Origin of the sequence: Streptomyces sp. NPDC012935 (assembly GCF_042900345.1) — a bacterium.
Lineage (GTDB): Bacteria > Actinomycetota > Actinomycetes > Streptomycetales > Streptomycetaceae > Streptomyces.
The window spans coordinates 26,136-40,359 of record NZ_JBIBBC010000009.1 but is presented as its reverse complement, the minus strand read 5'-3'; the positions used below and the strand labels follow the sequence as shown (position 1 = coordinate 40,359).

Annotated in this window: 10 protein-coding genes; 6 read left to right on the top strand and 4 right to left on the bottom strand. The window is 72.2% G+C overall.

The window, feature by feature from the left end; genetic code table 11:
• The first annotated feature begins 37 nt into the window (after positions 1-37).
• The 3 genes from ACFY5C_RS22345 to ACFY5C_RS22335 are packed head-to-tail and all read left to right on the top strand — an operon-like array spanning position 38 to position 5,648.
• On the top strand, positions 38-703 hold the full coding sequence (locus ACFY5C_RS22345) for a 4'-phosphopantetheinyl transferase family protein (RefSeq protein ID WP_389446758.1): 666 nt from the start codon (positions 38-40) through the stop codon (positions 701-703).
• Entirely contained in the window at positions 703-1,674 is a 972-nt protein-coding gene (locus ACFY5C_RS22340) for a hypothetical protein (RefSeq protein ID WP_389446756.1), read from the top strand. Before ACFY5C_RS22345 ends, ACFY5C_RS22340 begins: the two co-directional genes overlap by 1 nt.
• Positions 1,671-5,648 carry an amino acid adenylation domain-containing protein gene (locus ACFY5C_RS22335; RefSeq protein ID WP_389446755.1) on the top strand — a complete coding sequence of 1,326 codons (3,978 nt, stop codon included), beginning with the start codon at positions 1,671-1,673 and terminating at the stop codon, positions 5,646-5,648. The genes ACFY5C_RS22340 and ACFY5C_RS22335 overlap by 4 nt, the downstream gene beginning before the upstream one ends.
• A gap of 145 nt (positions 5,649-5,793) precedes the next feature.
• Here ACFY5C_RS22335 and ACFY5C_RS22330 read toward each other — a convergent pair whose 3' ends face one another.
• Genes ACFY5C_RS22330 through ACFY5C_RS22320 form a run of 3 tightly spaced genes read right to left on the bottom strand, consistent with a single transcriptional unit; the run spans position 5,794 to position 9,313 of the window.
• Positions 5,794-6,816, bottom strand: a complete 1,023-nt coding sequence (locus ACFY5C_RS22330; protein WP_389446753.1) for a VOC family protein — start codon at positions 6,814-6,816, stop codon at positions 5,794-5,796.
• Positions 6,813-7,685 (bottom strand): alpha/beta fold hydrolase, encoded by an 873-nt coding sequence (locus ACFY5C_RS22325; RefSeq protein WP_389446752.1) that lies wholly within the window; start codon positions 7,683-7,685, stop codon positions 6,813-6,815. Before ACFY5C_RS22325 ends, ACFY5C_RS22330 begins: the two co-directional genes overlap by 4 nt.
• Entirely contained in the window at positions 7,682-9,313 is a 1,632-nt protein-coding gene (locus ACFY5C_RS22320) for a bifunctional 3-(3-hydroxy-phenyl)propionate/3-hydroxycinnamic acid hydroxylase (RefSeq protein WP_389446750.1), read from the bottom strand. The genes ACFY5C_RS22325 and ACFY5C_RS22320 overlap by 4 nt, the downstream gene beginning before the upstream one ends.
• A gap of 127 nt (positions 9,314-9,440) precedes the next feature.
• Here ACFY5C_RS22320 and ACFY5C_RS22315 point away from each other — a divergent pair, with 127 nt between their 5' ends.
• The 3 genes from ACFY5C_RS22315 to ACFY5C_RS22305 all read left to right on the top strand — a co-directional run bounded on the left by ACFY5C_RS22315 (position 9,441) and on the right by ACFY5C_RS22305 (position 12,009).
• Complete coding sequence (locus ACFY5C_RS22315) at positions 9,441-10,073, top strand: TetR/AcrR family transcriptional regulator (protein WP_389446748.1); 633 nt, start codon at positions 9,441-9,443, stop codon at positions 10,071-10,073.
• Positions 10,070-10,858 (top strand): 2-keto-4-pentenoate hydratase, encoded by a 789-nt coding sequence (locus tag ACFY5C_RS22310; protein WP_389446746.1) that lies wholly within the window; start codon positions 10,070-10,072, stop codon positions 10,856-10,858. Before ACFY5C_RS22315 ends, ACFY5C_RS22310 begins: the two co-directional genes overlap by 4 nt.
• A gap of 101 nt (positions 10,859-10,959) precedes the next feature.
• Positions 10,960-12,009, top strand: coding sequence for an amidohydrolase family protein (locus tag ACFY5C_RS22305; protein ID WP_389446744.1), 1,050 nt, complete (start codon positions 10,960-10,962; stop codon positions 12,007-12,009).
• 20 nt (positions 12,010-12,029) lie between these two features.
• Here ACFY5C_RS22305 and ACFY5C_RS22300 read toward each other — a convergent pair whose 3' ends face one another.
• The gene (locus tag ACFY5C_RS22300) at positions 12,030-14,171 is read right to left on the bottom strand and encodes a SpoIIE family protein phosphatase (RefSeq protein WP_389446742.1); all 2,142 of its coding nucleotides are present in this window, start codon (positions 14,169-14,171) and stop codon (positions 12,030-12,032) included.
• Positions 14,172-14,224 lie beyond the last annotated feature (53 nt).

The window sequence follows — 14,224 nt, the reverse complement described above, 5'->3', positions numbered from 1 at the left end:
CTCGGCCCCGCTGATGATGGTCGAGGACAGCCGCAGCGTGCTCCGCGGCACGACGTCGTACGGCACCGGTATCGACTCGTACGAAACCGTGCTGACCCCCCTGGAGCGCGTCCGCGCCGCGCTGCTCGTCGGGATGGACCGGCTCGACTACGTGGCCGCACACCTGCTGGTGCGGATCTGCGCGGCCCGGCTCGCCCAGGTGCCACCGTGGTCGCTGGTGATCGACCAGCGGTGTCCCGGGTGCGGGGCCACAGACCATGGGAAGCCGTTCGTCCGGGACCACCCCGGCCTCTCGGTGAGCCTCTCGCACACCAGAGGAACTGTCGCGGCCGCCGCCGGCTGGTCGGTCGTCGGCGTCGACGTGGAGACCACGGCCGGATTCATCTACGACCGGCGTCTGGCCGAGCGGGTCCTCGCCCCCGAAGAGGTCGCCGCCGTCGACGCGGCACCCCACCCCGCACTCGCCTTCCTTCGCCGCTGGGTCCGCAAGGAGGCGCTGGTGAAGGCGGGACACGGGTCCCTGCTCGGGCCCCCGACAGCAGGATCCGGCGCAGCCGACGCCGGTCGGCGGGTGCGCGAGTGGACCGCCGGGGACTCGGGGGCCGTCGCAGCCGGGGTCTCGGAGCAGCCGCTCACTCTTCTCCGCGCGCAGGACCGGCCGTACGGACAGCCGATCCCCGACGACAGGCCAGGAGGGCCCTGATGGACAGCCATATCATCGAGCAGTACCCCGAATTCGCCGTGAACTGCTTCACCGGCAGCTTCAGCGCCCTGGCTGGTATGAAGGGCCACCCCATCGCCGAACAGAGCCTTTTCGAGCGGGGCGACGCCTACCTCTTCCAGGCCGGTCTGGACGAATCCGGTTACCCCGAGTACATCTTCCCGGTCGAAGAGGCCGGCCTTCTCGGCATGCGCCGCACGGGGTTTGAGATCCAGGCCGTTCCCATCTCGTACGGAGATGTTGGCACCCAGCTCAAGGGGCTGGTCGACCGGTTCGGCGGGGTGGTCGTCTGGGTGAACACCTCCCACCTGGGCTATGCCGAGGTCTATGGGCGCACCAGCTCCTATCTGCACTCCATAGTGATCGACGAGGTCGCCGAAGACCTCAGTGACCTGCGGGTATTCGACTGCATGGTGGTCGACGCAGAACGCTTCAGCTGCCGGGCCCGGCTGGATTTCGCCGAGTTCGAGAAGGCCATCAGCGACCGCATCAAGAGCGACGCCCACGACTGCATGGGCTTCTTCTACGTAGTCACCGGGACGGTCGTGGCCGAGGGCCGGGGCGGGCTGCAGGGGAGCCTGCGCGAGCAGGCCCGGCGCTTCGCGGAAGAGGACCGGTTCCGCGATGCGATCAAGGAATACCAGCGGCTCTGCGTGGAGTGCTTCGTCGACCCCGACCGCAGTACCGAATTCGGCGCGAGGCGGCTCTTCATCCACAGCACGGTTCTCTACTCCGTGCCGAGCCTGACTTTGATGAGCCGCTCTCTTGATGCGGCCGGCGCGTCCGAGGCGGCGAGGGAACTCTGCGAGGAGGCGATCCGCCACTGGCGTGCCCTCGGAGTGCTTGCCCTCCGGTACGAGGCGACCGGCTCCGACGCCGTGATGGGACGCCTGAACCAGCGGTTCGCCGTGCTGGACGACGTCACGGCACGTCTTTGGGGAGAACTCGCGTGAGCAACGCCACGAAGACCGCACCGAGTGGCCCGGACGGCCCGGGCGAGGAGCGGCTGCCGCTGCTGCCCGCGCAGAAGGGCCTGTGGTTCGTCGAGGGGGCCAGGCCCAGCTCCCACAACGTGTCCTTCGCCCTTCACCTCGACGGCGCTCTCGACCGCACCCGCCTGACGTGGACACTGCGGGAGCTGATCGGCCGGCATGCCGCGCTGCGCGCCCGCGTGGTGGCGGAGTCGGGCGAACCGATTCAACTCATCGCGACCGCCGTGCCGTCGGAGTTCGCCGACGTCGAGGCAACGGAAGAGACGCTCGACCGGCTGATCGCGGCAGAGCAGGAGCAGCCGTTCCGGCTCGACGAGGGGCCGCTGTTCCGGGTGACGCTCTATCGCTCGGCGGAGCAGCGCCACATCCTGCTCTTCGTCATGCACCACATCGTCTCGGACGGCGCCTCCTGCGACGTCCTGGCCCGCGAGTTCGCCGCCCTGTACGGGGCCCGGGCCGAGGCGGCCCCCGTCCCCGCGCCCCGTCTGAGCTACCAGGAGCACGTGCTCCAGGAGCAGAAGCGGTCCACCGGGCCCCGCGCGCAGCGGGCATTGGCGTACTGGCTGGAGGAGTTCCGGACCGTACCGCCGCCGCTGCAACTGCCCTTCATGCGCACCCCACCGCCGGACCGTGACCGCCGTGCGGTCACCCACCGCCAGGACATCCCGGCCGAACTGATCCGGCAGCTGAGCGAGTTGGCGCGGCAGAAGTCCGCGACCCTGTTCATGGCCCTCGCCGCGGGGGCATTCACCCTGCTGCACCGCTACACCTCACAGAGCGACCTCGTCCTCGGCGTGCCTTTGTCCAGCCGGATGACGCCGGGCACCGACGAGGTGGTCGGCCTGCTGGTGAACACCATGCCGGTGCGCGTGGCCATCGGGCCCGACACCTCCTTCAACACGCTGGTCGAGCAGGTGCGTTCCAAGGTCGTCAAGGCGCTGCAGCACCAGGGGACCTCGTTCGGCCGGCTGGTCCAGGAGGTCAACCCGCCGCGCGCGGCCGACCGCCACCCGGTGTTCCAGATGGTGATCAACCACTGGGAGCACGGCGAGAGCGGCACCGTCGCCGGCGGCCTCGCGATGGAACGGCGCCCGCTGCCGAACCCCACCGCGGCCTTCGACGTCATGCTCAGCTTCGTCGAGGAGGCGGGCGCTGTACGGGCGTACTTCGAGTACGACAGCGACCTGTTCGAAGCGGTCGCGGTCGAGCGGCTGGCGGCGCACCTGGTGCGGCTCCTGGAGTGCGCGACAGCGGCGCCCGGCGCGGCGATCGGTGAACTGCCCCTCCTCACCGCGGCGGAGGAGCAGGCGTTCGAGGACCGGTGGCGCGCCGTGGACCGCTCGCCCACCGCCGGTACACTCCCCGAACTGTTCCGGGCACAGGCCGCCCGCACCCCCGAAGCCCCGGCCGTGAGCATGGGCGACGAAACTCTCAGCTACACCGAACTGGACGCCAGGGCAACCAAGTTGGCGCGGCGTCTGGCCGCCGAGGGGGTACGGGACGAGACCCCGGTGGTGCTCTTCCTCGACCGCTCGGTCGACCTTGTGACCATCGTCCTCGGCGTGCTGATGGCCGGCGGCGCCTACGTTCCGCTCGACATCCGGTACCCGAAGTCCCGGATCGAGACCATCCTGCGGACCTGCGCGCCGCCCCTCGTCATCACCGACCGCGCCCTCGGCGACCTGGACCTCCCTGAGGCCTGCAAGGTGCTCGGGCTCGCCGAGTTGTTGTCCACGGCCAACGGCTCCCCCGTGGCGCCCGACGCACCGCGGCCGCCCACCCACCCGGACGGGCTGGCCTACGTGATGTTCACGTCCGGCTCCACCGGCACCCCCAAGGGGGTCGCCGTCACCCACCGCAACGTCGCCGAGCTGGCCGCCGACTCGGCCTTCGCCGCCGGTGACCACCGCCGAGTGCTGCTGCACTCCTCGCTCGCCTTCGACGCCTCGACATACGAACTGTGGGTGCCGCTGCTCTCGGGCGGCCAAGTGGTCGTGGCACCCCCGGGCGACCTGGACCTCGAGGTGCTGGGCAAGGTGATCGGCGAGGGGCGCGTGACCGCCGCGTTCCTCACCACCTCCCTGTTCAACCTCTTCGCCGAGGAAGGCACTTCGACGCTGGCCCTGCTCAGCGAGATCTGGACGGGCGGCGAGGCGGCGTCGCAGGTCGCGATGCGCCGGGTCGCCGAGGCCTGCCCCGGCACGGCGGTGAACAACGGATACGGCCCGACCGAGACCACCACCTTCGCCACCAGTCATCGTCTGCGCACACCCCATGACTACCGGGGTGCCATCCCGATCGGCACCCCGCTGGACCACACCCGCAGCTACGTCCTCGACGACCGGCTGCGGCCTGTCCCGGTGGGCGTGACCGGCGAACTGTACGTGGCAGGCGCCGGGTTGGCCCGGGGCTACCTGGGCCGCCCGGGGCTGACCGCGGAGCGCTTCGTCGCCGACCCACACGGCCCGGCCGGGACGCGGATGTACCGCACCGGAGACCTGGTACGCCACACCGAGGACGGGGAGCTCGAGTTCGTCGCCCGGGCCGACCAGCAGGTCAAGATCCGGGGATTCCGGATCGAATTGGGGGAGATCGAGACGGTGCTCGGCTCCGCCCCCGGGGTGGCCCGGGCCGCCGTGGTCGTGCGCGAGGACCGGCCGGGCGACCGACGGCTGGTCGGCTATGTGATCGCGGACGGACCGCCCGCCGACCCCGCCGCGCTGCGCCGGCACATGGCGGCCGCGCTTCCCGAGTACATGCTGCCCACCGCGTTCGTCCCGGTCGATTCGCTCCCGCTGACGGCCAACGGCAAGCTGGACGTGAAGGCGCTGCCCGCACCGGCCGCCGGGGCCGACCTGGAGCCGGGTCGCCCGCCCCGCACGCCGCAGGAGAAGTTGCTCTGCACGCTGTTCGCCGATGTGCTCGGCGTCCCGTCGGTCGGCATCGACGACGGGTTCTTCGAACTGGGCGGCCACTCCCTGCTCGGCATGCGGCTCGTCGTGGCGATCCGCGACGCGCTCGGCGCCGAGCTGACGATCGGCGACCTGATCAAGGCTCCCACGGTGGCCCGGCTCGGCGACGTGCTGAGCGCCGTTCCAGGTGGGGAACAGCCGGAGATCATGCTTCCGCTGCGCACCAGGGGGAGCCGGCCCCCGCTGTTCTGTATCCACCCGGCCACCGGCATCGCGTGGTCCTATGCGGGGCTCAGCCGCCACCTCGGCCCGGACCAGCCGCTGTACGCCCTGCAGGCCCCCGCTCTGGCCGGGCGGCCCACGGCACGGTCCATGGCCGGGCTCGCCGAGGAGTACCTCGACCGGATCCGGCTGGTCCAGCCCGCCGGCCCCTACCATCTGCTCGGCTGGTCGTTCGGCGGGAACGTGGCACACACGATCGCCTCCCGGCTGCGCGAGCAGGGCGAGGAGGTCGCGCTGCTGGCCATGCTCGACTCCTTCCCGCCCGAGTGGCAGGAGCTGGCGGCCTCCCTCGACGAGCCGGACCTGCTGGCCGAGTTGCTGACCAGTCTGGGGCTCACGCCCGCCGACTTCGGCGACGGCACTGTGGGCCGCGCCCAGTTCGTCGAACGGCTCAAGGCCGCCGACAGCACGGTGTCCAGTTTCGGGCCCGAGACGCTCGCCGCGCTGCCGGACCTCTACACCCGCCATGTCCGGTTGCTGCAGGAGCCGCTGGACCGACGCTTCGACGGTGACCTGCTCTTCTTCACCGCGGACCACAGCCGTCCCGTCAACGGCGCCACTTACGAGGCCTGGCGCCCGCACGTCACCGGGAACCTGGAGAACGTCGTGGTGGGCGGCCCCCACGACGGCCTCATGCAGCCCGGCCCTCTTGCCGAGATCGGCACGGTCCTGGCAGCGACCCTGGACGAACTGGCCGGCCGGATCGCCACGCGGCCACCAACAGGTGACGCCACAGGCTGAGTTCGCGGGCGCTGGCCCTGTCCCATGGGCCCCCGTGGGCGCCCCCGCACGCCCTTGATCCGCTGCGGCGCACACTGCGGAAGCTGTCCGAACCGGCCCCGTACGGGGGCGCTCACGAGGTGGGCGCCCCCGTCCGCTGCCATGCTCAGTCGTCCGGGATCCCGCTGCCACTGAGGGCCGGGACGGTCCGCTCCGGGCGGGCCAGGGAGCGGGCGCCGACGCGGAACTGGTCGAGCTTGTCGACGATCGTCTGCCCGACCGGGGTGTGGCCCCAGACGCTGATGCCCTGGTGGGTGCTGGGCTGCCAGGTGGTCTCGTCGATGACGATGGGGTTCCAGCCGACCTCCCACTCGAAGCCCGAGGGGGTGCGGGCGTAGTAGGAGAGCTCCTTGTCGTTGGTGTGCTGTCCGACGGACAGGGCCATGTCGAAGCCGAGTTCGTGGACACGGTCGTAGCTGCGGGCGAGGTCGTCCAGTGCGGCCACCTGGACGTTGAGGTGCTGGACGCGGGTGCGGACCGGGTCGATGGGCAGGCCCCGGACGGCGGCGATCGCGATGGAGTGATGGCGTTCGTTGACGCGCAGGAAGCGGATCTTGAGCTTGACGCCGCTGATCGTCTCGTCGATGTAGTCGGTGAGGCGGGCGTCGAAGACGGTGTTGAAGTAGCCGCGCATCAGGGTCGGTCGGGTCGAGGTGATGGCGACATGGCCCATGCCGGAGTCGCCCGTGACCCAGCCCGAGGCCGGCATCCGCAAGGGTTCCGGGGAGATCACCGGGGTGGTGTAGATCTCCTGGGTGATGCCCTTGGGGCCGGGGAAGCGCAGGAGGCGTTCGACACCGCGCAGCCTGGCCTCCTCTGCGCTGCCCTCCGCGGTGGGGACGCCGTGGGCGCGGACGCGGGCCTCGATCTGCTCGAAGGTGATGTGGTCGTCCAGATGCCAGCCGATGGCGACGACATCCTCGGCGGGGCCCCGGCGCAGCAGGAAGCGGCACTCGTGGTCGTCGATGCGGAAGCGCATCAGGCCGGTGTCCAGGTCGTCGAGGTGCATGCCGATGGCGTCGGTGCCGAAACGGCGCCAGTCGGCGAAGCGGTTGGTCTCGATGACGAGGTAGCCGAGGTGGACGGCGCCGAAGACGGACGCGGCGTCATACCCCTGGTGTGCGGTCATCGCCGGCCGGCCAGGAAGTCGGCGCAGATCCGGTTGAACAGCTCGGCCCGCTCGAACTGCACCCAGTGCCCGGTGTTGGCGACCTCGTACAGATCGCAGTCGGGCATGCGGTCCGCCAGCATCCGGCCGCCCGAGGGGCGGTTGACCTTGTCGGCCGCGCCCCAGAGCACCAAGGTCGGCACGGGCAGCCGGGACAGGCGGTCGTCGCGGGTGAAGTCCATCTTCCACAGCGTGCGCAGCGCGTTCGGGCCGGACGGCCGGCGCAGCGGCGGGGCCGCGATCACCTCAGGGTCGATGCTCGCCTCGTAGCGGGCGTCGATCACGGAGTCGGGGACGTCGGCGGCGTTGAAGACGAGGTAGGTGCGGATGAACCTCTCCAGTTTCAGGCGTGAAGGGCCGTCCCCGGCGTAGTACGCGAGGAGGCTGTTCAGACCTGGGGTGGGCAGGGCCCGGGTGGTGCCGATGCCGCCGGGGCCCATCAGCACCATGCGGTCGACCCGGTCGGGCGTGTCCAGGGCGAGGCGCAGGGCGCAGGCACCGCCGTAGGAGTTGCCGACCAGGTGGGCCTTGTCCAGGCCGAGTTCGTCGAGCAGTCCGCGGATGCCGGCGGCGAGGTGCCCGAACGGGTCGGCGCCGTCCACGCCCTTGGTGCTGCGTCCGTAGCCGGGCAGGTCGGGGACGATGACCCGGTACTCCTTGGCCAGCTCGGCGATGTTGCGGGTGTAGTTGGAGACGCCGGAGGCGCCGGGGCCGCCGCCGTGCAGCAGCATGACGGGCGGGCCGTCGCCGGTCTCCGCGACGAAGATCTTCCTGCCCAGGACGTCGAGCAGCCGTTCCCGCATCGGCGGGGGTGAGGTGTGTGTGGTCATGGCGTTCCTTGGGTGGCGGGCGAGGTGGCGGTGCGCGATGCCGGTGCGAACCCGGCCGGGGGCGGCGGGAGTCGGGCGGCCGAGGGAGCGGCGGCGTAGACGTAGGCATCGGGGCGCAGGGCGAGGGTGGCGGCGCGGTGCTCGGTCATCCAGGGCCGCAGCACGTCCTCGTCGTCGACGACCGCGCCCCTGGTCGGACGTGAGCCGGCCGGCAGGACGGTCAGGGAGGGGACGCCGCAGCGGTCCCACGCGGGCTGCGGGGTGGGCGGTCCGCCGTGCAGGAGCAGCCAGCGCCCGGCGAGTACGTCGTCCAGGCGGGCCCGGATGCCGTCGGGGCCGGTCACCCAGGGCTGGGGTATCTGGTGCCCGCAGGCCTTGGTGCGGGGGCGGGCCCGCAGGCCCTCGGCGTAGTGGGCGGCGGGGATCCAGTTGGAGTCCTGAAGGAGGCGGGCGAAACCTGGCACGCGGTTCAGGATCGGAAGCGCGAAGTCCCGGACCCGGGTGACCGCGCGCCGCCGTTCGGTGATGATCCGGCCGACGAACACCGCCCGCTCGGTGATCTCCTTGACGTGCGGCTTGCGCTCCGTCTCGTAGCTGTCCAGCACCGATTCGGGCAACTCGCCGCGCAGCACGGCGTCGAGCTTCCAGCACAGGTTGGCCACGTCACGCACCCCGGCCGCCATGCCCTGGCCGATCCACGGCGGCATCGCGTGGGCCGCGTCGCCGGCGAGGAAGACCCGGCCCACCCGGAAGCGGGCGGCGAAGCGGACGTGGTGGCGGTAGACGGTGGCTCGCAGGATCTTGATCTGGTGCTTGCCGATCCCGTACCGGGACACCAGCGCGTGGATCGCCTCGTCTGTGGTCAGGTGCTCCTCGTCGTCGCCCGGCAGGATCGGGAACTCCCACCGGTGGTGCCCCAGCGGAGTCGGACAGTCCACCGCCGGGCGGTTCGCGTCGCAGCGGAAGCGCAGCCGGTCGTGGTCCGGCCACGGCTCGATCATCTTCGTGTCGATCACGACCCAGCGGTCCTCGTACGTCCGTCCCTCGTAGCCCACGTTGAGCTGTGCGCGGGTGAGGCTGGAGCCACCGTCGGCCGCGATGACGTACCTGGCGCGCAGCCGCCGTACGGAGTCGTCGGCGGTGCCCGCCACCGTCAGTTCCACCCCGGCGCCGTCGGCGGACTGGTGCAGCCGCAGGCACTCGTGCCGCAGCAGCACCTCGACGTTGGGGTAACGGTCGACGCCGCCCCGCAGGACCTGCTCCAGCGCGGGCTGGTAGATGAACATCTGCGGCGGGTGACCGTGCCCGCGCGGCGTGGGGTGCGCGCTGAGGATCGTGCGGCCCCGCGCGTCGACGAAGTCCAGCGGCCGGTCGGCCAGCATGTCCAGCTTCAGCCGCTCGGCCAGGCCGGCGCGCTGCCAGATCCGCAGGACCTCCTCGTCGGTGGAGATCGCCCGGGCCCGGGAGTAGATCTCGGCGTCCCGCTCCAGCACGACGACCCGCAGGCCGGCCGCGCCCAGCAGGTTCGCCGCGGTCACCCCCGTCGGTCCGTAACCGATCACCGCCACGTCGTACGCGTCCTGGCCGGCTCTGTCGTCGGTCCTGCTCCCGGCACTGCTCCCACTCACCAGGCCACCTCACTGTCGTCCCTGTCGCGGCTCTTTGTTGTAGCGTTTACTCCAATTGGAATGACCGCTACGGTAAGCTCGGCTTCCGGGACGGTCAAGTGCCGGCACGACGGGAAGGGCGTCTCCCATGACCAGGCCGCACACGGCGCGCAGGAAGCGTGCGAACGGGTTGGAGTCGCGGCGGCGCATCCTCGACGCCGCCGTCGAGATCGCGGGCGAGCGCGGATACGAGGGCACGTCGATCGCCACGGTCAGCGCCCGGTGCGGGCTGCCCGCAAGCTCGATCTACTGGCACTTCGAGGACAAGGACGACCTGATCGCGGCCGTCATCGAGCGCGGCTTCACGGCCTGGCTGTCGGCCGCCGAACTGCCCGGCGAGGACGCCGGCACACCCCTGGAGCGGGTCATGACGATGGCCGCGAACGTGGCGAAGTCCCTGGTCGACGCCCCCGACTTCCTGCGTCTCGGTCTGATGCTCGCCCTGGAGCGGCGGCCTGCCGAGCGCCGGGGACGCACCGTGTTCCTCCAGGTCCGTGAGCTCTCCCGGCAGCGGATATCGGAAATGATCGGCGCCCTGTTCCCGGCCCTGGACGAGGACGCCGTCCGCCTCCTGACCACGTACTCCGTGGCCTGTGCCGACGGGCTGTTCGTGCAGCGCGAGGTGGAGGGCGACTGCGTCGACCTGGTGGCGATGTTCGAGCTGCACGCGCGGCTCGTCCATGACGCGGCGGTCCGGATGGCGGGGAGGAGCCAGGGATGAGCCTGACCTACGTCCAGCGCGAGGAGGCGGCGCGGCTGCTGCGGGAGGCGGAGCACCGTGCGGTGCCGATCGACCCGCTGTCCGCCCGGCTTCCCGGCCTCGACGTGGCCGGCGCCTACGCAATCCAGCGCGACAACGTCGCCTGGCGGCTGGCCGACGGGGCGACGGTCATCGGGCACAAGGTCGGCCTGACGTCCCCGGCCGTGCGGCGGCTCCTCGGCGTCGACGAACCCGACTTCGGGCATCTGCTGGACGACATGGTCCACCGTGACGGTGCCCCCGTCTTCGCGGCACATTACTGCCGGCCCCGGATCGAACCGGAGATCTGCTTCCACCTCACCGAGCGGCTGTCCGGCCCGGGCGTCACGGTCGAGGACGTGCTGAGGGCGACCGACGCCGTCGCGCCCGCGCTGGAGATCGTCGACAGCCGGATCCGGGACTGGCGGATCACCCTCGTCGACACCGTCGCCGACAACGCCTCCTCCGCAGGCCTCGTCTGCGGCCCCTGGATCCCGGTCCGGGACGCGCCCGACCTCGCCGCCGTCACCGCCGACCTGATCGTGGACGGCGAGTTGGCGGGGTCGGGCAGCGGGCGCGAGGTGCTGGGCCACCCCGCGGCCGCGGTCGCCTGGCTGGCCGACACCCTCGCCGCGTCCGGCGCCGCTCTGGAGCCCGGCCATGTCGTGCTGCCGGGCGCCATGACCACCGCCCCCTTCGTCAGGGCCGGCCAGAAGGTCGAGGCAAGGTTCGACGGCCTCGGGCCGGTGTCGGTGACCTTCGTGTGACGGCGTGGAACTTCCTCCCACGGCCGCGGAGTTCCTCCCGGCCCGCGCAACAGCCCCACTCCCCGAGCAGCCGAGAGCCGAGAGAGCCGAGAGAGCCGCCCATGACCACCGCATCCCGCCGGATCGACGTCCACCAGCACCTCGTCCCGCCCCTCTACCGCGATGCCCTGGCCGAAGCCGGTATCGCCGAGGCGGGCGGCCGTGCCCTGCCCGGCTGGAGCGCCGGCGCCGCGCTGGAGGCGATGGACCTGCTGGGCACCGAGACGGCGATCCTCTCCGTCTCGACCCCCGGCACCGGCTTCCTCACCGACCCCGACGAGGCGGCCGGCCTGGCACGGCGGCTCAACGACTTCTCCGCCGGCGTCGCCGCCGAACACCCGGCCCGCCTCGGCTGGTTCGCCACCCTGCCCATGCCGGACGTGGCGGCGGCGGCGAAGGAGGCCGAGCGGGCCCTGGCCGAGCTGGGCGCCGACGGGGTCACCCTGCTCGCCAACAACCGGGGCGCCTACCTCGGAAGCGAGGACCAGGAGCCCCTGTGGCAAGTCCTCGACGAACACGGAGCCGTCGTGTTCGTCCACCCGGCCGACCTCCCCGCCCCCGCCGTCGACGGCATTCCCCCGTTCGCCGCCGACTTCCTCCTCGACACCACCCGCGCGGCCTACCTCCTGGTCCGCAACGGCATCCCGCGCCGCCACCCGAACATCCGGTTCGTCCTCAGCCACGCCGGCGGCTTCGTGCCGTACGCCTCCCACCGCATGGCCGTCGCCCTCGCCAGTGACCTCGGACGCAGCCCCCTCGACGTCCTGGACGACTTCCGCGGCTTCTACTTCGACACCGCGCTGTCCTCCAGCCCCGCCGCCCTGCCCACCCTGCTGGCGTTCGCGCGCCCCGGACGCGTCCTTTTCGGCAGCGACTGGCCGTTCGCGCCCGCACCCGCGGGCCAGTACTTCGCGGGCGGCCTCGCCGCCGGCGTCGACCCCGGCACCCTCGCAGCGATCAACCGCACCAACGCCGAGGCCCTGTTCCCCCGTCTGGCGGGCGGCACCCCCGCCCCGGCCCCGTCCCGTCCCCTCCCGGCACGTCTACGGCATTCCGCCCGGCGAGCCGCCGCCCGCGCCCTGTTCAAGCTGGTCCAGCCCGGCACCTACTGAGCGCCCGACAGCCGTACGCCCTACCCGATGGCCAGTGCCGGGAACTCGACCGACTCATCCAGCTCGGCCCAGACCGTCTTGCCACGCCGGGCGTGACGCGTCCCCCACTGCCCGGCGAGCTGCGCGACCAGGAGCAAACCCCGCCCGCCCTCGTCCAGTACGCGGGCCCGGCGCAGGTGTGGGGTGGTGCTGCTGGCGTCGGAGACCTCGCACAGGAGGGTGCGGTCGTGGATGAGGCGCAGGCTGATCGGCGAACGGCCGTAGCGGATGGCGTTGGTGACGAGTTCGCTGACCACCAGCTCGGCGGTGAACTCGAGGTTCTCCAGCCCCCAGGCGGCCAGTTGGCGGGAGACGTCCGAACGTGCCCGGGCCACCACCGCCGGGTCGGCTTCCAGGTCCCAGGTGGCGACCCGGTCGGCTCCGAGCGCGCGGGTGCGGGCCAGGAGCAGGGCTATGTCGTCGTCGGGCCGGGCGGGCAGCAGAGCATCCAGCACGGTGTCGCAGGCCGCCTCCAGGGAGGTCGCCGGCCGGGCGAGGATCTGCCGCAGCGCGGTCAGCCCCGCGTCGGCGTCGTGGTCGGGGGCCCCGATCAGACCGTCGGTGTACAGAGCGAGCAGGCTGCCCTCGGGCAGGTCGACCTCCACCGTCTCGAAGGGCAGCCCGCCCTGTCCGAGCGGCGGGCCGGGCGGCGGATCCAGCAGCTCCGCCGTGCCGTCCCGGACCACCACGGCCGGGGGCACATCCCCCGCGCGGGCCAGAGTGCAGCGGCGGGAGACGGGGTCGTAGACGGCGTAGAGGCAGGTGGCGCCGCTGTCTCCGCCGACGTCAGCGCCGGGCTCGGCGTCGGGGTCCGTGCACGCCTCGGTGGCCACGCGCACGACGACGTCGTTCAGGTGGGTGAGGAGCTCGTCGGGCGGCAGATCGATGTCGGCCAGGGTGCGTACGGCTGTCCGCAGCCGACCCATCGTGGCGGCGGCCCGGATACCGTGACCGACGACGTCGCCCACCACGAGGGCGACCCGGGCGCCGGACAGCGGGATGACGTCGTACCAGTCGCCGCCCACGCCGGCGCCGGAGCCGGCGGGCAGGTACCGGTAGGCGACGTCCACGGCCGACTGCTCCGGCGCCTCCTGGGGAAGCAGGCTGCGCTGAAGGGTGACGGCGGTGGCGCGGGCGTGGGTGTAGCGGCGGGCGTTGTCGACGGCGACGGCGGCCCTCGCGGCGATCTCCTGGGCGAGGAGCAGGTCCTCGTCGTCATAGCGGGCAGGGTTGCCGAGACGGTGGAACTCGGCCACGCCCAGCGTCATGCCGCGGGCGCGCAGCGGGACGGCGAGGGTCGAGTGGGTTCGCGCGGCGCCCCGGGCCCTGCCGTGCTGGTGTCGCGAGGGACGCCCACTGGCCAGGGCGTGCGCCGACGGCGAGCCGTCCGCCGGGGTGTGCAGCTGCTGCGGTGCGATCGCCCCCTGAGGATCGCTCCCGTCCGCCGGTCCCCGGGCCATCCGGCGCAGCACGGGCGGGCCCTCCTCCACCACGTCCTCTCCTCGCAGCACGGCGTCGAGCAGGTCCACGGTGACGACGTCGGCGAAGTGGTCGGTGGCGAGGTCCGCCAGCTCCTGTGTGGTGCGGGCGATGTCGAGGGTGGTGCCGATGCGCATGCCCGCCTCGTTCACCATCGCCGACCGCCACCGCAGCCGCCGGTCCCGCTCCTCCTGGAACGCCGCGACGCCCTGCTCCGAGACCCGGTCCACATACATCGTCGACATCGCGTTCAGCTGCCGGGCCGCCTCGGTGACCTGCTCGGCGTCGTCGCTGAGCCGGGACAGCTCCGTGAGCAGCCGGTCGATGACGATCTCCTCCGCCAGCCGGAAGGCGCGCAGCATCTCGCTGAGCGGTGTGCCGTGCCGGGCCAGCACCTGCGCGCGTTCGACGTCGGCGGGCGGCAGTTCGATCAGACTCGGCTCGATGGCGCGCTCCAGGCCGGACAGGGCCGCGGCGATGTGCTCGGCGACGTTCTCGCCGGCGATCCGGGCCACGTCCGGGTCCTCCCACAGCGCGGGGAGTTCGCGCAGCAGGCGCCGTTGCACGTCGGATGTGAGCTCGTCCGCTCGCGAACCGAGCTCGCGCGCCGCACGCGAGAGAAGACCGTCGGGGGTGGGCTCCACACACACGACGTTACGCCGCTCACGCGGGCGCCTCAGTCCGTACGGCGCGCGCG